The 20,665-nt window shown below is 59.0% G+C and carries 20 protein-coding genes and 2 tRNA genes; 13 read left to right on the forward strand and 9 right to left on the reverse strand.

Translation table 11 applies throughout. The features are described from left to right. Positions 1-4 precede the first annotated feature (4 nt). The 4 genes from ACR0FB_RS07105 to mraZ are packed head-to-tail and all read right to left on the reverse strand — an operon-like array spanning position 5 to position 3,657. Positions 5-1,792 carry a peptidoglycan D,D-transpeptidase FtsI family protein gene (locus tag ACR0FB_RS07105; RefSeq protein WP_171630989.1) on the reverse strand — a complete coding sequence of 596 codons (1,788 nt, stop codon included), beginning with the start codon at positions 1,790-1,792 and terminating at the stop codon, positions 5-7. Next, complete coding sequence (gene ftsL, locus ACR0FB_RS07110; protein WP_152458671.1) at positions 1,789-2,157, reverse strand: cell division protein FtsL; 369 nt, start codon at positions 2,155-2,157, stop codon at positions 1,789-1,791. Before ftsL ends, ACR0FB_RS07105 begins: the two co-directional genes overlap by 4 nt. Next, complete coding sequence (gene rsmH / locus ACR0FB_RS07115) at positions 2,154-3,149, reverse strand: 16S rRNA (cytosine(1402)-N(4))-methyltransferase RsmH (protein WP_171633764.1); 996 nt, start codon at positions 3,147-3,149, stop codon at positions 2,154-2,156. The genes ftsL and rsmH overlap by 4 nt, the downstream gene beginning before the upstream one ends. Before the next feature lie 4 nt (positions 3,150-3,153). Then, positions 3,154-3,657: a division/cell wall cluster transcriptional repressor MraZ gene (gene mraZ / locus ACR0FB_RS07120; protein ID WP_171630988.1), complete on the reverse strand. Its 504-nt coding sequence runs from the start codon at positions 3,655-3,657 to the stop codon at positions 3,154-3,156. Between the two features lie 966 nt (positions 3,658-4,623). On the opposite strand from mraZ, the gene ACR0FB_RS07125 reads away from it, so the two are divergent. Together ACR0FB_RS07125 and ACR0FB_RS07130 are read left to right on the forward strand one after the other, a co-directional pair. Beyond that, a complete protein-coding gene (locus ACR0FB_RS07125) occupies positions 4,624-4,848 on the forward strand; it encodes a DUF1127 domain-containing protein (protein ID WP_171630987.1) in 225 nt (74 codons plus the stop codon). Between the two features lie 373 nt (positions 4,849-5,221). Beyond that, positions 5,222-5,512, forward strand: coding sequence for a DUF1330 domain-containing protein (locus tag ACR0FB_RS07130; protein WP_480619884.1), 291 nt, complete (start codon positions 5,222-5,224; stop codon positions 5,510-5,512). Positions 5,513-5,516: 4 nt separating this feature from the next. Here ACR0FB_RS07130 and ACR0FB_RS07135 read toward each other — a convergent pair whose 3' ends face one another. Next, positions 5,517-8,123, reverse strand: a complete 2,607-nt coding sequence (locus ACR0FB_RS07135) for an ATP-dependent helicase (RefSeq protein WP_480619886.1) — start codon at positions 8,121-8,123, stop codon at positions 5,517-5,519. A gap of 178 nt (positions 8,124-8,301) precedes the next feature. On the opposite strand from ACR0FB_RS07135, the gene ACR0FB_RS07140 reads away from it, so the two are divergent. The 4 genes from ACR0FB_RS07140 to ACR0FB_RS07155 all read left to right on the forward strand — a co-directional run bounded on the left by ACR0FB_RS07140 (position 8,302) and on the right by ACR0FB_RS07155 (position 15,299). Next, the gene (locus tag ACR0FB_RS07140; RefSeq protein ID WP_171722910.1) at positions 8,302-10,077 is read left to right on the forward strand and encodes a sensor domain-containing diguanylate cyclase; all 1,776 of its coding nucleotides are present in this window, start codon (positions 8,302-8,304) and stop codon (positions 10,075-10,077) included. Positions 10,078-10,116: 39 nt separating this feature from the next. Continuing rightward, positions 10,117-11,238 (forward strand): alpha-hydroxy acid oxidase, encoded by a 1,122-nt coding sequence (locus ACR0FB_RS07145; protein ID WP_480619888.1) that lies wholly within the window; start codon positions 10,117-10,119, stop codon positions 11,236-11,238. Positions 11,239-11,398: 160 nt separating this feature from the next. Further along, positions 11,399-14,836: a pyruvate carboxylase gene (locus ACR0FB_RS07150; protein WP_171630977.1), complete on the forward strand. Its 3,438-nt coding sequence runs from the start codon at positions 11,399-11,401 to the stop codon at positions 14,834-14,836. 79 nt (positions 14,837-14,915) lie between these two features. Further along, a complete protein-coding gene (locus tag ACR0FB_RS07155; protein ID WP_171630974.1) occupies positions 14,916-15,299 on the forward strand; it encodes an MAPEG family protein in 384 nt (127 codons plus the stop codon). 15 nt (positions 15,300-15,314) lie between these two features. On the opposite strand, the gene ACR0FB_RS07160 is transcribed toward ACR0FB_RS07155, so the two are convergent. Next, on the reverse strand, positions 15,315-15,467 hold the full coding sequence (locus tag ACR0FB_RS07160) for a hypothetical protein (protein ID WP_171167198.1): 153 nt from the start codon (positions 15,465-15,467) through the stop codon (positions 15,315-15,317). Positions 15,468-15,617: 150 nt separating this feature from the next. On the opposite strand from ACR0FB_RS07160, the gene ACR0FB_RS07165 reads away from it, so the two are divergent. The 3 genes from ACR0FB_RS07165 to ACR0FB_RS07175 all read left to right on the forward strand — a co-directional run bounded on the left by ACR0FB_RS07165 (position 15,618) and on the right by ACR0FB_RS07175 (position 16,748). Beyond that, positions 15,618-15,692 (forward strand) — tRNA-Gly (locus ACR0FB_RS07165). A 33-nt stretch (positions 15,693-15,725) separates the two neighbouring features. Continuing rightward, positions 15,726-15,800, forward strand: a tRNA-Gly gene (locus ACR0FB_RS07170). 81 nt (positions 15,801-15,881) lie between these two features. Beyond that, entirely contained in the window at positions 15,882-16,748 is an 867-nt protein-coding gene (locus ACR0FB_RS07175) for a GNAT family N-acetyltransferase (RefSeq protein WP_480490652.1), read from the forward strand. Here the strand turns inward: ACR0FB_RS07175 and ACR0FB_RS07180 are convergent. After that, on the reverse strand, positions 16,745-16,984 hold the full coding sequence (locus tag ACR0FB_RS07180; protein WP_050602861.1) for an Lrp/AsnC family transcriptional regulator: 240 nt from the start codon (positions 16,982-16,984) through the stop codon (positions 16,745-16,747). The genes ACR0FB_RS07175 and ACR0FB_RS07180 overlap by 4 nt on opposite strands. A gap of 154 nt (positions 16,985-17,138) precedes the next feature. Between ACR0FB_RS07180 and hisB the strand changes: the two genes are divergently transcribed. Both hisB and hisH read left to right on the forward strand, forming a co-directional pair. After that, positions 17,139-17,726 carry an imidazoleglycerol-phosphate dehydratase HisB gene (hisB, locus tag ACR0FB_RS07185; RefSeq protein ID WP_480619890.1) on the forward strand — a complete coding sequence of 196 codons (588 nt, stop codon included), beginning with the start codon at positions 17,139-17,141 and terminating at the stop codon, positions 17,724-17,726. After that, complete coding sequence (gene hisH, locus ACR0FB_RS07190; protein ID WP_170343693.1) at positions 17,727-18,365, forward strand: imidazole glycerol phosphate synthase subunit HisH; 639 nt, start codon at positions 17,727-17,729, stop codon at positions 18,363-18,365. It begins immediately after the preceding gene. Between the two features lie 3 nt (positions 18,366-18,368). On the opposite strand, the gene ACR0FB_RS07195 is transcribed toward hisH, so the two are convergent. Continuing rightward, entirely contained in the window at positions 18,369-18,770 is a 402-nt protein-coding gene (locus ACR0FB_RS07195; RefSeq protein WP_480619891.1) for a DUF2147 domain-containing protein, read from the reverse strand. 134 nt (positions 18,771-18,904) lie between these two features. Between ACR0FB_RS07195 and hisA the strand changes: the two genes are divergently transcribed. Both hisA and ACR0FB_RS07205 read left to right on the forward strand, forming a co-directional pair. Further along, positions 18,905-19,627 (forward strand): 1-(5-phosphoribosyl)-5-[(5-phosphoribosylamino)methylideneamino]imidazole-4-carboxamide isomerase, encoded by a 723-nt coding sequence (gene hisA / locus ACR0FB_RS07200; RefSeq protein ID WP_152458684.1) that lies wholly within the window; start codon positions 18,905-18,907, stop codon positions 19,625-19,627. Positions 19,628-19,631: 4 nt separating this feature from the next. After that, a complete protein-coding gene (locus ACR0FB_RS07205) occupies positions 19,632-20,096 on the forward strand; it encodes a DUF2867 domain-containing protein (protein ID WP_480619893.1) in 465 nt (154 codons plus the stop codon). A gap of 10 nt (positions 20,097-20,106) precedes the next feature. On the opposite strand, the gene ACR0FB_RS07210 is transcribed toward ACR0FB_RS07205, so the two are convergent. Beyond that, entirely contained in the window at positions 20,107-20,499 is a 393-nt protein-coding gene (locus ACR0FB_RS07210) for a DUF302 domain-containing protein (protein ID WP_171633762.1), read from the reverse strand. Positions 20,500-20,665: the final 166 nt, after the last annotated feature.

Genomic DNA, 20,665 nt, shown 5'->3' on the forward strand with positions numbered 1-20,665 from the left:
CAGCCTAGTTTGAGGTCAGCGTTATAGCAGCGCCCGCCTCAGGCTCAAGCCGGGGACGCAACCCCAACAAAGGTGCGACGCGTCCGATCAGTTCGGCGGCAACTGGCACGGCGGTCCACCCGGCCGTGCGGCGTTTTTCACCGTAGGCCACGATCGAAGGTTCGTCCAACGTCACGATCAAAACGTATTGCGGATCGTAGGCCGGGAAGATCGTCGCGAAGGTGGCAATGACCTTGTCATCATAGTACCCGCCGCGCGGTTTGGGCTTGTCGGCCGTACCGGTCTTGCCGGCCACGTCATAGCCCTTGACCTCGGCGAAACTGGCGGTGCCGTCCGTTACCACTTTGCGCAGCATCTTTTGCGCCTGCCGTGCAGTGTTCTGCGACATGACACGAGGCCCGTATTGCGGGCCGTTCCGGCGCAGAATGGTCGGGCTGACGTAATGCCCGCCATTGGCAATCGCCGCGTATCCCGCGGCCAGATGCATCGGGCTGGTCGACAGGCCGTGGCCATAAGAAATTGTCACGGTACTGAGCTCGCCCCATTTCTTCGGCTTCAGCGGCACACCGCCCTTGGCCTCGACAATCTCGAATGGGGTCGGATCGAACATGCCAAGCGCGTCCAGAAACTCCTGCTGCCGTTTGGCACCGATTTGCAAGGCTAGACGCCCCGTGCCTCGGTTCGAGCTGTGGACGATCACATCCGCCACGCTGATCTTGCCGTAATTTTTGCCGTTGAATTCGCCGATGGGAAAGCGGCCGATCTTCATCGGCCCGGACGTATCGATGATGGTGTTCGAATTCACCAATCCAAGTTCAACGGCCTGGGCCGCGGTGAAAATCTTGAAAACAGATCCCAGTTCATACACGCCTTGTACATAACGGTTGAAAAGCGGGCTGTCCGAGGGGTCAAAGCCCGAGGTCGGTGGGCGCGGGCGGTCATTCGGATCAAAAGAAGGCAGCGAAGCAGCGGAAATAACCTCGCCCGTATGCGCGTTCATCAGAACGGCCGAGGCCCCCTTGGCATTCATGATCTTCATACCGCCGTAAAGAACCTGTTCTACTGCGGCTTGAATCGTCAGGTCCAGCGACAGTTGCAGTGGCTTGTTGCCGTTGGCCGGATCGCGCAGATAATCGTCGAACTGCTTTTCCACACCGGCCACGCCGATCACTTCGGCGGCGCTGACGCCTTCACGACCAAAACCGGACCCGCCCAGGATATGAGCGGCCAGCCGCCCGTTGGGGTAAAGCCGCATTTCACGCGGACCGAACAGGATGCCGGGATCACCGATGTCGTGCACGGCCTGCTTCTGCTCGGGCGAAATGCGTTTCTTGATCCACAGGAATTTGCGGTTGCCGGTGAAGTCCTTGATCAGCCGCTCTTTGTCCAGATCAGGAAAGATCGCAACCAACTGCTCTGCAGCGGCGACGGGATCGATCATCAACGGGGGCTGCGCGTAAACGGAATAGGTGTCCAGATTGGTGGCCAGTATGCGCCCTTCGCGATCGACGATGTTGGCGCGCTGCATGGCAATCGCCGCGCCTGGTGCGCTGGCCAGAGGCTCTTGTGCTTCCGATGTCGCCAGCATGCCCATGCGGAAGCCGACAACGGAAAAAGCGCAGAAGAAGAACAGGCCCAGCACCAGCAGACGCCCTTCGGCACGGGCGCGGGCGCGATCCTTCATCTCTTCGTGGCGCTTGCGGATGTTCTCACGCTCGATTGCCTTGGGGTTTTCGCCCCGCGCGCGGGCATCCAGGATTCGGGCCAGGGGGCGCAGAGGGGTGCGTGTCATGGAATCTGCACCTCGCCCAAAGCCTGAATGTCAGTGATGGCCTGCAATTCAATCGGATCAACGACGGGCAGGTCCGGGTCTTCGGCATAGGCGATCTGATCCGCGCGCCCGAACTGCTCGGCCCGCAACGGCAGCAGACCAAGGCGTTCAAAGTTCAGGTCGGCCAGTTCGCGCAGCCTGTCCGGGCGGTTCAGATAGGCCCATTCCGCGTTCAGAACAGCCAGTCGCACCTGTGCCATTCCGATCTCGCGCTGCAAAGACTGGGTTTCCTTTACCACTTGCTGGGTTCGGTAGTTTTCCTGATAGGCCCACAACGCCAACCCGAACACGGACAGAGCAGTCAACACATACAAAACACTCTTCATCTTGCCCTTCCCCCCAGTTGCGGCATTCCGATGGCCCGCGCTTCAATTTCCCCCGCCGGAGCTTCGGTTCGGATCGCCACACGCAGTTTGGCCGAGCGCGCGCGCGGGTTTTCCTGCAATTCCTGTTCGTCAGGCCCCACCGCCTTGCGGGTCTTCAGTGTGAATTGCGGCTGTTCCTGTTCAATCTCGGGCGCATAGCGGTTCGCGCGCCCCGTCTTGCCCGCGCGGGACTGGAAAAACCGTTTCACCATTCGGTCTTCAATGGAATGGAAAGTGACAACGGCCAGTTGCCCGCCGGGCTTCAAAGCACGTTCAGCGGCCATCAACCCTTGAAACAACTCTTCATATTCTGCATTCACGGCGATCCGCAGCCCTTGAAAGCTGCGCGTGGCCGGGTGGGATTGCCCCGGTTTCGGACGTGGCAGGCAGGATTCGATGATCGCGGCCAGACGCAGGGTTGTGGTGATCGGCTCTTCCGTGCGCGCTTTGACGATCGCCTTGGCAATCCGGCGGCTGGCGCGTTCTTCACCATAGTGGAACAGGATGTCGGCCAGTTGCGCCTCGGTCGCGGTATTGACCAGATCGGCGGCGCTTTCGCCATCCTGGCTCATGCGCATGTCCAAAGGACCATCCTTCATGAAGGAAAACCCGCGGTCGGCCTGGTCCAGTTGCATCGAGGAAACGCCAAGGTCCAGAACAACGCCGTCCAGGTTCTGTGCATATTCATCCATACGAGAGAACACGCCGGGCTGCATCACCAGCCGATCACCATAGGCGCCCGCCCAGTCTGACGCCATCTCAAAAGCCAAGGGATCGCGATCCACGCCGATCACCTTGTCGGCCCCGGCCTCCAGCAATCCGCGGGTGTACCCGCCTGCGCCGAAGGTTCCGTCCAGCCAGACGCCCGTGACCGGCGCCACCGCCGCCAAGAGCGGGCGCAGCAAGACAGGGATGTGAGGCGCGTCCGGTTGTGGATGATCCGCGGCCGCCATGCCGTCACCCGCCCTCGACTTCATCGAGGAATTCCAGCGGATCAACATCGTCGCCAAGGCCGTCCAGCCATTCCTCGGTCGCCGCCAGTTCCTCGGATTCGTAGGTCTCGGGCTTCCAGATCTGAAAAGTATCCCCGGCGGCGATAAAAAACGCCTCGCCCTCAAGACCGATCTTCTTGCGCAGCTTTGCCGGCAGAACCAGCCGCCCGGTTTCATCGACATTGGTCGGGAAGGACTGCCCATGGAACAGGCGCTGCAACATCTTGCGCTTCATCGCGCCACGTGGCAGCGCATCGATCTTGGCATCGACCTCGTCGATCGCCTCCATCGTGTAGCATTCCAGGTATTTGCGGCGATGATCCCCGTAGACAATCACAAGCTCTGGATTGTCGCCGGGCTGCCAGTTGGGATCGGAGGCTTCAAGCACGCGGCGAAACGAGGCCGGGATCGACACCCTGCCTTTCGCATCCACCTTATGGTGGCTTTCACCTCTGAACCTGCGCGCCAAGACGACTGTCCCTTTCGCTTGCGCCCCACTTGAAATTCGCGTTCCCCCCGGATGAAAAACGGCGGGTTGATCTGCTGCCACTGATCAACCCGCCGCATTGACCCGCTGTGCGGGATGTCCAGCTGCACGCGCCACCTGGGGGGATGTCTGCTCGCCCGCGCGCCGGATCTCTTGATTGATGAAAGCGAGATGCCTGTATGAAACCTGATTATTTTTGGTCGGGGTCGTTTTGTGCCCCTGCTGCCTCGTCCTCATCGGATGTATTAGGGATGCCATGGGAATTCATGGAAATCAACAGGAATTTTGCGAACCGTGTTCCATGAATCACGCTCCAACAACAATACCACCATAAAATTTGATCACAATGACACCAATTGTAGGAGGTCTTTCCGCGCAACACCCCAGATATAGACAATTCGAAGTTGGAATTTTTTTCCCACGATTTCCCGGAATATCTAAAGAATTGCCATTCAGGGTGGAAAAACCCGGCATCTTTGGGCAGCGATCTCGCAGAATCATTTGCACTTTGAGCGCAATTTCGGCGGGACTTCCCCTCGACAACCACATTGGCCCATGAAATCCCGTGGCGTTCGGGCAGTTTGCTCTGCGACGTGCGAAACTGGCAAATCGTGCATCAGGGAATAGCTGAACCGCCACGCCTTGCCTGGCGCTTCGGTCACACGCACGTCTTGAATGGTTTTATTGCGCACATATTCCAGCCAACACCGCTCAATTAAAAGGCAAGCCATAAGAAGGCCATGTTTCCGCTGTCACCCGTGACCCAAGGGAAGGCCCAATGTTTCAAGGTGCATTTCGAGTTGAAGGAAAAAACTGAACCAATCTATGCGCTTGCTGCATAGCAGCATTGACGACGCGACCTATTGTGCAATCGCAGCATTTGCCTATTTTCAACCTCAAGCAAGGGCCGAGCGTAATCGGCAAAGCAAATAAATACGGATGATGAGCATGGCAGTCGCAAGCACACATACAGCATCGAAGAGCACACCGGCGTTCGGAATCGCAACTTTGATCGAAAACGCAAAGGCGCGTTTTGCCCGCTATCGTATGTATCGCCAGACCGTCAATGAGCTGGCAGGACTGTCGGACCGTGAACTGGCCGATCTGGGCCTGCATCGTTCCATGATCCGTCGGGTGGCCATGCAGGCCGCCAACGATCACATCGCGCAATAAGCGCGCCACGAATATCGAGATCAGGCCCTTCCTCCTCCCTTAGGGTCTGTTATCAGCGGCAACGTCTCTCCTCCTCCCTGACGTTGCCGCACCATATACCGGCCTCAACTCGCCGGATCCTGATACATCGAGGCTCTCCTCCTCCCTGCCTTGATGTTGAAAGCGCGCGGCGACGCCTTCCTCCTCCCTGACGTCGCCGCGTCTTCTCCATACCGGGCTCAAACCCGGGTTCGAATACATCGGGGCTCTCCTCCTCCCTGCTCTGATGTTGACAAGACGGCGGTTCCCCTTCCTCCTCCCTGGGAACCGCCGTTTTTTTGTTTTTCTGACATAGGTGTAAGATGGCCCTCTGATTTCTGATCCGCAGGAAACAATGGCCGCCTATTTCATCGCGCAGATCGACATCCACCACCCGGATGGGTATCAGGATTATCTGGCGGGTTTCATGCCGATCTTCGACCGCCACAAAGGACGCCTGCTCACGGTTTCATCGAAACCGGTCGAACGGGTCGAAGGCGATTGGCCCAAAGGTGGCATTGTGCTGATGGAGTTTCCGGACCTTGCCGCGGCGAAAGCCTGGAAAGACGACCCTGATTACATCGAGCTGGCGAAGGTCCGGCAAGCCACCGCCTCAACCAATCTGGTTCTGGTCGAAGGGATATGACGCCTCAGAACGAGACGTCATCCTTGTTGGTCAGAAAACGCGAGACCACTTTCTTTGTGCCTGCCTTGTCGAATTCGACTTCGACCTTGTCGCCCTCGATCCCGACAACCGCGCCATAGCCGAATTTCTGGTGGAACACCCGTTCCCCCAGCGTGAAACTGGCCACGGCGGTCGCGTCGATCACCGTGTTGCGGGATTCGCGCGGCTGCGACATGCCGTATTGCCCCTGCCGCGCCTGCATCCGTCTCCAGCCCGGCGAGTTGTAGACATTCGCTTCGGCCGCGCGGGTCTCGATACCGGCCGACATCTGACTGTTGCCGTGCAACCCGGCCCCTGGCAAAACCTCAACGTGATCGTCCGGCAATTCGTCGATGAAGCGGGATGGCATGGAGTTCTGCCACTGCCCGAACACCCGCCGGTTTGCGGCAAAAGAAATGGTGCACACTTCTTCGGCGCGGGTGATGCCGACATAGGCCAGCCGCCGTTCCTCTTCGAGCCCCTTGAGCCCGGATTCGTCCATTGACCGCTGCGAGGGGAACAGCCCGTCTTCCCAGCCCGGCAGGAAGACGGCGGGAAACTCCAGCCCCTTGGCCGCGTGAAGGGTCATGATCGAAACCTTGGCCCCGTCGCTGTCCTGTTCGTTGTCCATGACCAGACTGACATGTTCCAGAAACCCTTGCAGGTTCTCGAAATTGTCCAGCTGGTTCACCAGTTCCTTGAGGTTTTCAAGGCGCCCCGGCGCTTCGGGCGTCTTGTCGTTCTGCCAGTGGGCGGTATAGCCGGATTCGTCGAGAATGATCTGCGCAAGTTCGATATGCGTATGCTCGGGTGCGCCGAACCGCATGGGCGAACCGTCATCGATCACCGAATCGTCGTCCACCTCGATCCGCGGCCCACGTGTCATCGCATTCCAACGCGCCAGACCGTCGATCAGTTCGCGCAGCGCCTTGCCTCCCTTGCCCTTGATCAACCCGTTATCGACCGCAATCCGAGCCCCCTCGACCAATGACACCCCATTTTCGCGCGCAGTCATCTGGATGGTTTGCTGCGCCCTGTCACCCAAGCCGCGTTTCGGCGTGTTTACGATTCTCTCGAAAGCAAGATCATCCTCTGGGCTGACCACCAGCCGGAAATAGGCCATGGCATCGCGAATCTCCATCCGTTCATAGAATCGCGGGCCGCCGATCACTTTGTAGGGCAAACCGATGGTCAGAAACCTGTCTTCGAAGGCGCGCATCTGGTGGCTGGCGCGGACGAGGATGGCGATTTCACTGTAACTATAGCGAAAGAATGCTGGTTCTAAGTCCTTTTCCTCATCAGAAAAACCTTTCAATCTCCAAACTAGGTTTAGTGTCTTAAAGTCTTGAAATGGGAAGTTCTGCGCAACCAGTTGGCTTTCTAACTGCTTGAGATTTGTTACACCACTTAATGCACCTCGCTTCGACAGTCTTTCAAACTCTTGGAGGATGTCCTGCGATCTTGGATTTTCTCTTCGCTTTGCAAAAGGAGAGGTTCCATCAACTAGTGCTTCGATTTCTTCACCTATCCTGCGGGCCTCTTCCTCGCCGTCCCAATGGCCGATCAGATTGACCTTGTGGCCTTCCTCGGCTTCGGTCCACAGCTCTTTGCCCAGACGGTTTTCATTGCCGCGAATGACGTTCGACGCAGCCGCCAGAATATGCGGGGTCGAGCGGTAGTTCTGTTCCAGCCGCACCACATACGCGCCGGGAAAATCCTTTTCGAACCGTAGGATGTTGCCCACCTCGGCCCCGCGCCAGCCATAGATCGACTGATCGTCATCGCCGACGCAGCAGATGTTCTTGTGCCCGCCCGCAAGCAGCCGCAGCCACAGATATTGGGCGATGTTGGTATCCTGATACTCGTCCACCAGGATATAGCGGAACCAGCGCTGGTATTGCTCCAGAACATCCTGATGGGTCTGGAAGATCGTAACCATGTGCAGAAGCAGATCGCCGAAATCCACCGCATTCAATTCGCGCAGGCGGGTCTGATATTGGGCATATAGCTCAATGCCCTTGTTGTCATAAGCCCCGGCATCGGCGGCTGGCACCTTGTCGGGTGTCAGCGCTCGGTTCTTCCAATCGTCGATGATTCCCAGCAACATCCGCGCAGGCCAGCGTTTGTCGTCGATATTTGCGGCCTGCACCAACTGCTTGAGCAGGCGCAACTGGTCGTCGGTATCCAGAATGGTGAAGTTCGATTTCAAATCGACCAGTTCCGCATGGCGGCGCAGCAGTTTGACGCAGATCGAATGAAAGGTGCCCAGCCATGGCATCCCTTCAGCAGGCAGCCCCAGCAGGCGGCCCACCCGTTCCTTCATCTCGCGCGCGGCCTTGTTGGTGAAGGTTACCGACAGAATCTCATTCGGACGTGCGCGCGCGGTGTTGAGAAGATGTGCGATCCGGGCGGTCAGAGCCTTGGTCTTGCCCGTTCCGGCACCTGCCAGCATCAGAACCGGGCCATCCAGACGCTCGACCGCGTCCCGTTGTGCCGGGTTAAGCTCATCCAGATAGGGCGAAGGGCGCACGGCCATGGCCCGCGCCGACAGCGATGCGCCCTCGAAGGCGTCCATTTCGTCAAAACTGCTCATGGCCCCAAACTACGCCGGATAAGCGCGAAGGGAAAGGGTTTGTTCACGGCTTGTTCACAGACTTTTCGCACTTCTTTTTACATTCAATTCTAAACAAACACACCACCGTCCTGCACCCCGTTAACTCTCTGTCAAATCCTGACTGGGATGTTTGGCAGAGTGTAGTGGGAGCGGACATATGAAACAGGCGGAACTGACGGGTCAGTCCTCGAGGCTTAAAATGATAGGCGTGGCCCTGATGCTGCTCGCGCTGACGGCAGCGGCGGGCTGGGGGATCTATGCCGCCCCTGCGCCAGTGGTTGATCGCATGCTGGAAGCAGACCTGCGAAAGAACGCGATGCGGATGAGCCGCCAGGTCGAAAGCCATCTAAACGATCTTGAGCAGACATTCCGTTTTCACGCATTGACCGATCATGACCAGGAGTTTCTGGAGCTACTGCCCGAAACCACGGACATTTACCGCTTCAAGCTGTTTGATGCTTCGGGGCAGGTGTTCTGGTCGACCCGAGCCAGCGACGTCGGGTTCGTGAATACGAAACCCTATTTCCAGTCGATCGTCGCCGCTGGGGGCCTTTTTTACAAACACGAAGAGAAGCCGGTTACCGAAGTTGATTCCTTTGTTTTCGACAATTCCCGGGATACGGAACTGAGCAGCCGCCATGTGGCCGAGGTCTATACGCCGATCATCAAGGATGCGACGTTCATGGGCGCGATCGAGTTCTATTCCGACATAACCGACCTGCGGAACCTGTTCATCACGCGCGTTCGCCTGTCTCTGGCGCTGCTGAGCGGCGTCGCCCTGCTGGCGCTGACGACTGTCATCCTGATTGTCCATCGCACCAACCGTCGTCAGGTTCGCGACCTGCGCAAACGAGCCCAGAAAGAGAGGGAGCTGATGGACGAGCAGCTGCGCCTGGCCCGAGAGGTCCGTCTATTGGGTGAGTTGAACGAATGGCTGCAATCAAGCCGGTCGCTGGATGAACTGTTCGACATGGTGTCTCGCTTCATGACCCACATCCTGCCAGAGGCCGAAGGCAGCGTGTATGTCTACTCAAACTCACGCGATGTGCTGGATGGCTGCGCCAGTTGGAACGGTGGAACTCATAAATCCCACATTCACCCCGAAGGTTGCTGGGGTTTGCGGCGCGGCCGGACTTACGAGTTCGGCGCATCCGAGATTGACTTTGTCTGCGAGCACGCCGAACCGCATGACGGGCGGCCCTATTTCTGCTTTCCCATTCTGGCCCATGGCGAAACCGTTGGTCTTTTGCATTTGCGGGCACTTGAGGGGCGCGAAGACTGCTTCAACAAGAGCCGCAAGCTGGCCCAATTATGCGCCGAACAGATCAGTATGGCGATCGCCAACGTCCGCATGCGGGATCAGCTTCACGACCAATCGGTACGAGACCCCCTGACCGGGTTGTTCAATCGCCGCCATATGACCGAGACGCTGCGCAAGTCCATCAGCCGCAGCCAGCAGACGGGCGCCGCGCTAAGCCTGATCGCCGTGGACGTGGATCACTTCAAGAAGTTCAACGATACTCATGGGCATGATGCGGGCGACATGGTATTGCGCGCCGTCGGCGCCGCCCTGGAACAAGGGTGCGACCGGGACGAAGTCGCCTGCCGCATCGGGGGGGAAGAGTTCATGCTGATCCTGCCTGACAACAGCCCCGAAGATGCCATGACCCGCGCCGAACAACTGCGCCAGGCGGTTGAAGCCGTAACCGTCCGATATGGCGAGAAGGTATTGCCGCGCATTACGATATCGGTCGGGGTTGCACATTACCCGGCCCACGGCACCATGCCGCAGGACCTGATGCGCGCGGCAGACGATGCGCTTTATGTCGCCAAGGACAAGGGGCGCAACCAGGTGCATGTTGCAAGCGGCACCAGGAACAAGACCGAAAATGCGTCGCCTGAAAACCGGCAACCACCCAAGGATGCAGCTTAAAAAACTTGCCGAATCGCATGGCAGGTCGGATCAATCTGCATGGACTTGCACAGCACCTATCCCGGCATACCGGATCTGAAACACCGTGCGCGCCGTCGTCTGCCGCATTTCGTGTGGGAGTATATCGACAGTGGAACCGGGATTGAAACGACGCTGCACCGGAACCGCAAGGCGCTGGATGACGTGCGCCTCTACCCCTCGATCCTGCATGGCGAGCTGGACTTTGATACGTCAAAGTCGTTTCTCGACGCTTCATATCCGCTGCCGTTCGGAATCGCGCCGATCGGAATGTCCGGGCTGGTCTGGCCCCGCGCCGAGCAACTGCTTGCCAGCGCGGCCGCAGAGGCGGGTATTCCTTATACCCTGTCGACCGTAGCCAGCCAAAGCCCTGAAGACATGGCACCGCATCTTGGGGACAATGCCTGGTTCCAGCTTTACCCGCCCCGGGATCCGGATATTCGAAAAGACCTGCTGAACCGGGTCCTCAAGGCCGGGTTCAAAACCCTGGTCCTCACCGCGGATGTTCCCGTCGCATCGCGCAGGGAAAGGCAGACACGATCGGGCCTGCGGCAACCGCCAAAGCTGACCCCGCGCATTCTGGCGCAGATCGCCCAAAGACCCGCCTGGGCGATGGGCATGCTGCGCAACGGTGTGCCGCATATGCGAACGCTGGACAAATATATCGAAAACCCCGGGAATCTGCCGCCCACGGCTCATATCGGTTACCTGCTTCGAACCTCGCCGGATCTGGACTATGTCAAATGGCTGCGCGACCATTGGGACGGTCCGCTTGTCCTGAAGGGTGTCCTGCGACCAGAGGATACGAGCAGGCTGGAACAGGTCGGTGTCGATGCTTTGTGGGTGTCGAATCATGGCGGTCGGCAATTTGACGCGGCCCCGGCCAGCATCGAGGTTCTCCCCTCTGTCCGGGATGCAACCCGCCTGCCCCTGATCTTCGACAGTGGTGTCGAAGGCGGTCTGGATATATTGCGTGCCATGTCGCTGGGCGCAGACTTCGTGATGCTCGGGCGGGCTTTTTTATATGGTCTTGCGGCACTTGGCGCGCGAGGGCCTGCACATGTCATCGAGATTCTCAGGCAGGACCTGCATGCAAATATGGGCCAGATGGGCCTGGCAAGCCTGTGTCAGATTGAGAGTTAACGTTAAACATTTGATGCTGCGGCGCAGCAAAAGTATAAGGGCGCTGCGATCATAGGGCGTTTGCGAGCGATAACATGCCGGTTCTACCCAGAAGAACGGATATACCTGCGCGTATTCTCCGCCCAATAAGACGCCCATACACAAAAGACCGGGACCTATCATGACAGACTTCAACAAGATCCTGATCGCCAACCGCGGCGAGATTGCCATCCGCGTCATGCGCGCAGCAAACGAGATGGGAAAACGAACCGTCGCCGTCTACGCCGAAGAAGACAAACTGGGCCTGCACCGGTTCAAGGCTGACGAGGCGTATCAGATCGGTGAAGGCATGGGGCCGGTTGCCGCCTATCTTTCGATCGACGAGATCATCCGTGTTGCCAAGCAATGTGGCGCCGACGCGATTCATCCGGGCTATGGTCTGCTGTCCGAGAACCCGGATTTCGTCGATGCCTGCGTCAAGAACGGCATCACCTTCATCGGCCCCAAGGCGGAAACCATGCGCGCGCTTGGCGACAAGGCAAGCGCGCGACGCGTAGCAATCGAAGCAGGCGTTCCGGTCATTCCTGCCACCGAAGTTCTGGGCGATGACATGGACGCGATCCGCAAGGAGGCCGCCGAAATCGGCTATCCGCTGATGCTCAAGGCGTCCTGGGGCGGCGGCGGGCGCGGCATGCGCCCGATCCAGTCGGAAGAAGAGTTGGAAGAGAAAGTGCTGGAAGGCCGTCGCGAGGCCGAAGCCGCATTTGGCAATGGCGAGGGTTATCTGGAAAAGATGATCATTCGTGCCCGCCACGTCGAGGTGCAGATCCTGGGCGACAAGCACGGTGAAATCTATCACCTGTATGAACGCGACTGCTCGGTCCAGCGCCGGAACCAGAAGGTCGTGGAACGCGCCCCTGCCCCGTATCTGAGCGACGAACAGCGCGCCGAGATCTGCGAGCTTGGCCGCAGGATCTGTGCGCATGTGAATTACGAATGTGCCGGCACGGTCGAGTTCCTGATGGATATGGACACCGGCAAGTTCTATTTCATCGAAGTCAATCCGCGCGTTCAGGTCGAACACACCGTGACCGAAGAAGTCACCGGTATCGACATCGTGCAGGCGCAGATCCTGATCGCCGAGGGCAAGACGCTGGCCGAGGCGACCGGCATGGCCAGCCAAAAGGATATCCAGCTCAACGGGCACGCGTTGCAGACACGGATCACCACCGAGGACCCACAGAACAACTTCATCCCCGACTATGGCCGGATCACCGCCTATCGCTCGGCCACCGGTATGGGCATCCGTCTGGATGGCGGCACGGCCTATGCGGGCGGGGTGATTACGCGCTATTACGACTCGCTGCTGACCAAGGTTACGGCCTGGGCCCCCACGCCCGAAAAGGCGATCTCTCGGATGGACCGCGCCCTGCGCGAGTTCCGCATCCGCGGGGTTTCGACGAATATCGACTTCGTCATCAACCTGCTCAAGCATCCGACCTTCTTGTCGAACGAATACACCACCAAGTTCATCGACACGACGCCCGAACTGTTCACCTTCAAGAAGCGGCGCGACCGCGGCACCAAGGTTCTGACCTATATCGCGGACATCACCGTGAACGGGCATCCCGAAACCAAGGACCGCCCGCGCCCGCGCGCCGACCTGAAGGAGGCCAGGCCTCCGGCGCTGAAGGCCGAACCGCAGATGGGTACGCGCAACCTGCTGGAGCAGAAGGGCCCGCAGGCGGTGGCCGACTGGATGAAGGCGCAGCGCCAACTGCTGATCACCGACACCACCATGCGCGACGGGCACCAGTCTCTGCTGGCGACCCGGATGCGCTCGATCGACATGATCAAGGTGGCTCCCTCCTATGCGGCGAACCTGCCGCAGCTGTTCTCGGTCGAATGCTGGGGCGGCGCGACTTTCGATGTGGCGTATCGGTTCTTGCAGGAATGCCCGTGGCAGCGCCTGCGGGACCTGCGTGAGGCGATGCCGAACCTGATGACCCAGATGCTGCTGCGCGGCGCAAACGGCGTGGGCTATACGAACTATCCTGACAACGTAGTGCAGGAGTTCGTGCGTCAGGCGGCGACAGGAATTGACGTGTTCCGTGTCTTCGACTCGCTGAACTGGGTCGAAAACATGCGCGTGGCGATGGATGCGGTCGTCGATAGCGGCAAGATTTGCGAAGGTACCGTCTGTTACACTGGCGATATTCTTGACCCGGATCGCGCCAAGTATGACCTGAAATATTATGTCGGCATGGCGAAAGAACTGCGCGACGCCGGCGCGCATATTCTGGGCCTCAAGGACATGGCGGGCCTGCTGAAACCGGCCTCGGCCAAAATCCTGATCCGGGCGCTGAAGGAAGAGGTCGGGCTGCCGATCCATTTCCACACACATGACACCGCCGGTATTGCCAGCGCGACCATTCTGGCCGCGTCCGAGGCGGGCGTCGATGCAGTTGACTGCGCGATGGACAGCTTCTCGGGCAACACCAGCCAAGCGACGCTGGGCACCGTGGTCGAAGCGCTGCGCCATACCGACCGCGACACCGGGCTGGACATCAAGGCCATCCGTGAAATCAGCGATTACTTCGAGGCTGTGCGTGGCCAGTATGCGGCCTTCGAATCCAGTCTTCAGGCCCCCGCGTCCGAGGTCTATCTGCACGAAATGCCGGGCGGTCAGTTCACCAACCTCAAGGCGCAGGCACGCAGCCTGGGTCTGGAAGAACGCTGGCACGAAGTGGCGCAGATGTATGCTGACGTGAACCAGATGTTCGGTGACATCGTGAAGGTCACGCCGTCTTCCAAGGTCGTTGGTGACATGGCGCTGATGATGGTCAGCCAGAACATGACACGTGAACAGGTCGAGGACCCGAATACCGACGTGGCCTTCCCCGACTCGGTCGTGGACATGATGCGCGGCAATCTGGGTCAGCCTCCGGGCGGGTTCCCCGAGACCATCATCAAGAAGGTGCTGAAAGACGAGGTTCCCAACACGCAGCGACCCGGCAAGGACGTGCCCCCGGTCGATCTTGAAGCCACCCGCGCCGAGCTGTCCAAGCAGCTGGAAGGCAAAGAGGTCGATGACGAGGATCTGAACGGATACCTGATGTATCCCAAGGTGTTCCTGGACTACATGGGTCGCCACCGGATCTACGGCCCGGTTCGTACCCTGCCAACGCGCACCTTCTTCTACGGCATGGAGCCGGGCGAGGAGATCACCGCGGAAATCGACCCCGGTAAGACGCTGGAAATCCGGTGTCAGGCCATTGGCGAAACGGATGAAAACGGAGAGGTCAAAGTGTTTTTTGAACTCAACGGCCAACCGCGCGTGATCCGGGTTCCGAACCGGTTGGTCACCTCGACCACGCAGGCGCGGCCCAAGGCCGAGGTCGGCAACCCGGATCATGTCGGTGCGCCGATGCCCGGTGTTGTTGCCACCGTCGCCGTAACAGCGGGCCAGCAGGTCAAGGAAGGCGACATGTTGCTGACCATCGAGGCGATGAAGATGGAAACCGGCATCCACGCCGAGCGCGATGCGACCGTCAAGGCCGTTCATGTGCAGCCCGGTGGCCAGATTGACGCAAAGGACCTTCTGGTCGAGCTGGAATAACCTGCCGAACCGGTTACAGTTCAAAGGGCCGCTCGGGAAACCGCGCGGCCCTTTTTCTATGCTGGAACGGAGACCCACCATGCTTGCCATCACCCCGATCTATGCGGCCCTGATCGCTATTCTTTACGTGGCACTCAGCGTCAAAGTGATCCTTCAGCGCCGCAGCGACAAAATCTCAGTCGGGGATGGGGGCAGCAAATTGATGATCAAGGCGATACGGACACATTCCAATTGCGCCGAATACGCCCCTATCGCCCTTTTGCTGATCGCCATGGTGGAATTGCAGGGAGCGGGCGGATTGCTTTTGCATATACTGGGCTTGATGTTGCTGGCCGGGCGTCTGCTGCACGCGTACGGATTCGGGCGCACGCCCCAGATCGTCATCCTGCGGCAGGCTGGCATGAGCCTGACGTTCCTGGCCATTCTGGTTGCGGCCATCGCCAACCTGATTCTGGCGCTGTAGGTCGGCTGGCGGGTGTTATCCGGTCAGATCCGTCGTCATCACAAGGGGCGCTTTCAACAAAACGGGCGTGATCCGGTTGTGTTCGTGATCGTCCGATTTCGGCATCGCGGTGACCAGCAAGATCATTGCGGCCAGCGCCATTATCTTCATGTCTGCAACAGAAATCATGAAAGCCCCTCTGCCTGTGTCCTTTTTTGATCCGTGTTCGAGATTGAACGGGCCGGATGCCAGGTTCCGTCGAAATATTTTTCCTCTTTTTTGTGTTTTTCCGCTTGCAGCCCCGCGTGGGAATTTATAAATCCCTCCTCACTCAACGGCGCGGGCGTAGCTCAGGGGTAGAGCATAACCTTGCCAAGGTTAGGGTCGGGCGTTCGAATCGCCTCGCCCGCTCCATTGAGAGGTCTTCGGACCACATATGTATCTGATGCGGGCGTAGCTCAGGGGTAGAGCATAACCTTGCCAAGGTTAGGGTCGGGCGTTCGAATCGCCTCGCCCGCTCCAGATACGAAATTCTCCAGACATGCTGGTTCTTCACATGACATTGCGTCATTCTGGTTGCATTGCCCAACGCAGGATTCACCCATGTCTGATTACGTCATTCGCCCTCTTACCGTTGACGAGGTGCAAAAGGCCGTCGATTGGGCCGGGCGCGAAGGGTGGAACCCGGGGTATCACGATGCTCGTTGCTTCCACGGCACGGATACCCGCGGGTTTCTCGGCGGGTTCCTGGATGGCGAGATGATCGCTTCCATCTCGGTCGTTCAGTATGATGACGCCTTTGCGTTCCTTGGGTTCTACATCGTCCGGCCCGAGTTTCGCGGATCGGGCCACGGGTTGAAAATCTGGCGGCACGCCTTGGAAAACTGCAATGCGGACAACATCGGCCTGGATGGGGTCGTCGAGCAGCAGGATAACTACCGCAAGTCCGGTTTTTCCTTTGCCTATAACAACTACCGCTTTGGCGGGACAAAACGCGGGATTCTGGCCGCGCTCGGGGCGCAACCAGCTGCGCGGGCTGAGGAGCTGAACAGCCTCTCGGACGATCTAGCCGCCTATGACCGGCAGATGTTCCCTGCCCCGCGCGACATCTTCCTTCGCGATTGGCTGAGCGCGCCCAGCCACGCCTCGCGCGTGATTGCCGAGAACGGGGTGATCCGGGGCTATGCGACCCTGCGGCCCTGTCAAAGCGGATACAAGATCGGGCCGTTGTTCGCGGACGACGCCGAGATTGCCCAAGCCCTGTTGGCCTCGGTATTGGAAGCCATCCCCGACGATCACGCCACGCATGACGTGTTCATCGACATGCCGCGGCCCAACGCCGCCGCCTTTGCGCTGGCGGATGCGCTGGGTCTTGAAAAGGTCTTTGAAACGGCCCGGATGTATTCCGGCCACGCGCCGGATATCGATCTGAGCCGTGTCTTTGGCGTCACCTCATTCGAACTGGGTTAAAACGCCTTGAACGTCATTGTGGTCAGCGAGCGTTCGATATTGGGAATCACCAGCAGGTGTTCATTGATAAAATGACCCACATCCTCGGTTTCGGGGATATAGAGCTTGAGCAGCAGATCATATTCACCGCTGGTGGAATACAGTTCGGAGTGGATTTCGCGCAGGGCGATTTCCTCGGCGACCTTGTAGGTGGTGCCGGGCTTGCAGCGGATCTGGATGAAAACGCAGGTGGACATGGTTTGACCCTATCGGTTCGTGTTGTTCGCAAGCTGACACGGGGCTAAGCCGGGTGCAATCCCCTGCAACAGTTTGCAGCGATCGCAACGCGCGGTCTGGAAACCCCCGACCTTCCCCGTCTATAAGCGCGCCTGTAGCAAAAGGAATTCGCCCATGCGCAGCGCAAAGATCAGCCGCCAGACTGCCGAAACCGAAATTTCGGTCGAGATCAATCTGGATGGCACCGGCATGTATGACAACCAGACCGGAGTTGGATTTCTTGATCACATGCTGGATCAACTGGCGCGCCATTCGCTGATCGACATGACGATCCGCGCCAAGGGCGATTACCACATTGATGATCACCACACGGTCGAAGATACCGGCATCGCGCTGGGGCAGGCTTTGACGCAGGCCCTGGGCGACAAAAAGGGTATCCGGCGGTACGGAGAATGCCACCTACCGATGGATGATGCTCAGGTGCGCTGTGCGCTGGACCTGTCCGGCCGCCCCTATTTGATCTGGAATGTGGACCTGCCGACGCAGAAAATCGGTGCATTCGACACAGAACTTGTGCGCGAGTTCTTTCAGGCGCTCAGCACCCATGGCGGCATCACGCTGCATATCGACCAGTTGCACGGCTTCAACAGCCACCACATCGCCGAGGCCGCATTCAAGGCCGTCGCACGCGCGCTGCGCGACGCCGTTGAAACCGATCCGCGCAAGGCAGATGCGATTCCGTCGACCAAAGGCGCGTTGTAAATGCTGACCGCCATTATCGACTACGAAAGCGGCAACCTGCACTCGGCGGAAAAAGCGTTTCAGCGCATGGCGCAAGAGGTCGGCGCCGGTGAGGTTGTCGTCACCTCGGACGCGGATGTTGTGGCACGCGCGGATCGCTTGGTTCTGCCGGGCGACGGGGCGTTTCCGGCATGCGCTGCCGAATTGCGTGGGCACAAGGGCATCTATGACGCGATGGTCGAGGCGGTCGAACAGAAAGGCCGCCCGTTTCTGGGCATCTGTGTGGGGATGCAGTTGATGGCAACCAAAGGCCATGAATACAGCGAAACGGATGGTCTGGACTGGATTGCCGGCGATGTCGTCAGGATCGAGCCGTCAGACACATCGCTGAAAGTTCCGCATATGGGCTGGAACGATCTTGTTCTGGACAGCGATCACCCGGTGTTCAACGGGGTGAAATCCGGCGATCACACCTATTTCGTCCACTCGTACCACTTCCGGGTGTCCGACCCGGCACAGAGATTGGCTTATGTGGACTACGGGCAGGAGGTCACGGCCGTCATTGGCCGCGACACGATGGTTGGAATGCAGTTTCACCCCGAGAAAAGCCAGGACGTTGGCCTGCGCATGCTGGGCAACTTCCTGACCTGGAAACCCTGAGGCTTACTGAACACGCGTCCAGATTTGACCGCGGCAGATCAGACCGCCCGCCACACATCCCTTGACGGTCAGTTTGTTCTGGCCGTCCAGTGACATTTTTGAATTGTAGGTTTTGTTCCGGTCCGGTGCCCAGATCTTGCCGCTATCATAGCTTCCGCCGCCATCGGGCACCATGTCCCAAATGATCTGTTTGCCCAGGTTTTCATATTCCAGCTGCTCGTTGCCATCCGCATCAAAGGCGCTGTCGATGGTTCCGCAGATCGCACTGCCGCATCCGGAAATCGTCACATGCAGATAGCCGCCGGTATCACCGGGTGCAGTCTTCCACAGACCGTCGACGGGATCCGCAGCCATCGCGCTGGTCGCAAGAAACATCAAACCCGCTGCAAACGTAAATTTCTTCATGATTGTCTCCCTGTTTTGATGGCAGTCTGACCCGGCAACCAGCTGCGGGCAAGAATGACCCAGCGTCGCGTTGCATCCCCTGCCCCGCCTGTGCGATATCCCGCGCGTGCAACACAGATATAGGGCCGCCCGACATGATCCTCTACCCCGCCATCGACCTCAAAGACGGCAATGCCGTGCGCCTGCTGCGTGGTGAAATGGACAAGGCCACCGTGTTCAACGAAGACCCCGCCGCGCAGGCCCGCGCCTTTGTCGAGGCCGGGTGCGAGTGGCTGCACCTGGTCGATCTGAACGGCGCTTTTGCTGGTGAGCCAGTCAACGCCGCCCCGGTCGAAGCGATTCTGAAAGCCTGCGACGTGCCCGCGCAATTGGGAGGCGGCATCCGCGACATGGCCACCATCGAGACCTGGATCGACAAAGGCCTGGCCCGCGTGATTCTGGGCACGGTCGCGGTCGAGAACCCCGATCTGGTGCGCGAAGCGGCCAAAGCCTTTCCCGGCAAGGTCGCCGTGGGCATCGACGCGCGCAACGGTCTGGTTGCCACCAAGGGTTGGGCCGAAGAAACCGACGTTCAGGTAACCGATCTGGCCCGCAGCTTCGAAGACGCGGGCGTCGCTGCGATCATATACACCGACATCAACCGGGACGGCGCGATGCAGGGCCCCAATGTCGAGGCCACCGCAGAGCTTGCCAAATCGGTCGATATTCCGGTCATCGCATCTGGCGGCGTGTCCTCGATCGCCGATCTGATCGCCCTGCGCGATTGTGGCGCAGCTTTGAACGGTGCCATTTCCGGCCGCGCGCTTTATGATGGAGCGATTGATCTGAAAGAGGCTCTGACCACGCTCAGAGGATAGCTTTATGTTTCATTCGCCGGTAAAGCGTTCCGAACTGTCCGCGCACAGCCTGCTGAACGAACGGTTCAAAACCGGCGACTTTCTGGACTGCTTCAGTGTTGAATCCAATCTTCCGCCGCGCCGGGCCGCGGAAATCATCACCGCGTTCCCCGGATGGGTGCTGGCATTGGTTCGGCTGCGCGGCCTGTTGGTGACACCCTTTGGCCTCAGCACGACCGGCCCGGATGCTGACGACAAGCTGGGGATCTTCCCGGTCGAACATGATGGCAGGACCGAGGTGATCGCAGGTTTCAACGATCGCCACCTGGATTTCCGGGTGTCCGTCCTGTCGGAAAACGGCCGCTTCTCGCTGGCCACATGGGTCCGACGCCATAACCTTGGCGGGCGCCTGTACTTGGCTGCGATCCTGCCATTTCACATCCTGATCGCGCGAAACGCGCTTGCGCGTGTGAAAAGCGCAAGCACATGACCCAAAAGGTCTAACCCGCGGCCGCAGCGGTCAACTTGGCGAGCGCACCGCGCATCTTCTCGACTACAGGTGACTTTTCGACGTCATCCAGCTCGTCCATCGTTTCCTTGGGGTCTTCATAGGCCAACCAGACCTGACCGTTCCCATCCTCATACGCCTGCACCTTGAGCGGCAGGAACAATCCTGCACGCGGATCGATCTGCATGGCCGGCGTGCCCAGCGCAGGATTGCCGAAAATCAGCACTTGATTGGCCGGAATGGGCGTACCGACCTTTTCCGCCCCGGCCGCGTGGTCGATACGGGCGAAGACAGTGGCCCCTGCGTTGCCAACCGCTGCTTCCAGCGCATCCAGCGCCTCGGCTACGGATTTGTTCGTTTGAACTTTGATGATGTCGTCAGCCATGGCGGCCAAAGCCCCTCCGAGCGAAAAAATTGAAGCAAGTATCAAGCTACGCATGTCGGTATTCCTTCTGTAATATTCACTCCAATTCTCACAGGTTTTGGAAATCTGACAATCACAAGTCTGGCATCAGCAAAGCTTTGCCAGAATTGATGACGCCCATTTTATC

Source organism: Ruegeria sp. P10 (assembly GCF_056534925.1).

Coding starts and splice junctions, on each gene's coding strand:
- ACR0FB_RS07105 (WP_171630989.1), bottom strand. CDS start 1,792: ATGACACGCACCCCTCTGCGCCCCCTGGCCCGAATCCTGGATGCCCGC.
- ftsL (WP_152458671.1), bottom strand. CDS start 2,157: ATGAAGAGTGTTTTGTATGTGTTGACTGCTCTGTCCGTGTTCGGGTTG.
- rsmH (WP_171633764.1), bottom strand. CDS start 3,149: ATGGCGGCCGCGGATCATCCACAACCGGACGCGCCTCACATCCCTGTC.
- ACR0FB_RS07125 (WP_171630987.1), top strand. CDS start 4,624: ATGGCAGTCGCAAGCACACATACAGCATCGAAGAGCACACCGGCGTTC.
- ACR0FB_RS07130 (WP_480619884.1), top strand. CDS start 5,222: ATGGCCGCCTATTTCATCGCGCAGATCGACATCCACCACCCGGATGGG.
- ACR0FB_RS07135 (WP_480619886.1), bottom strand. CDS start 8,123: ATGAGCAGTTTTGACGAAATGGACGCCTTCGAGGGCGCATCGCTGTCG.
- ACR0FB_RS07140 (WP_171722910.1), top strand. CDS start 8,302: ATGAAACAGGCGGAACTGACGGGTCAGTCCTCGAGGCTTAAAATGATA.
- ACR0FB_RS07145 (WP_480619888.1), top strand. CDS start 10,117: ATGGACTTGCACAGCACCTATCCCGGCATACCGGATCTGAAACACCGT.
- ACR0FB_RS07150 (WP_171630977.1), top strand. CDS start 11,399: ATGACAGACTTCAACAAGATCCTGATCGCCAACCGCGGCGAGATTGCC.
- ACR0FB_RS07155 (WP_171630974.1), top strand. CDS start 14,916: ATGCTTGCCATCACCCCGATCTATGCGGCCCTGATCGCTATTCTTTAC.
- ACR0FB_RS07160 (WP_171167198.1), bottom strand. CDS start 15,467: ATGATTTCTGTTGCAGACATGAAGATAATGGCGCTGGCCGCAATGATC.
- ACR0FB_RS07175 (WP_480490652.1), top strand. CDS start 15,882: ATGTCTGATTACGTCATTCGCCCTCTTACCGTTGACGAGGTGCAAAAG.
- ACR0FB_RS07180 (WP_050602861.1), bottom strand. CDS start 16,984: ATGTCCACCTGCGTTTTCATCCAGATCCGCTGCAAGCCCGGCACCACC.
- hisB (WP_480619890.1), top strand. CDS start 17,139: ATGCGCAGCGCAAAGATCAGCCGCCAGACTGCCGAAACCGAAATTTCG.
- hisH (WP_170343693.1), top strand. CDS start 17,727: ATGCTGACCGCCATTATCGACTACGAAAGCGGCAACCTGCACTCGGCG.
- ACR0FB_RS07195 (WP_480619891.1), bottom strand. CDS start 18,770: ATGAAGAAATTTACGTTTGCAGCGGGTTTGATGTTTCTTGCGACCAGC.
- hisA (WP_152458684.1), top strand. CDS start 18,905: ATGATCCTCTACCCCGCCATCGACCTCAAAGACGGCAATGCCGTGCGC.
- ACR0FB_RS07205 (WP_480619893.1), top strand. CDS start 19,632: ATGTTTCATTCGCCGGTAAAGCGTTCCGAACTGTCCGCGCACAGCCTG.
- ACR0FB_RS07210 (WP_171633762.1), bottom strand. CDS start 20,499: ATGGCTGACGACATCATCAAAGTTCAAACGAACAAATCCGTAGCCGAG.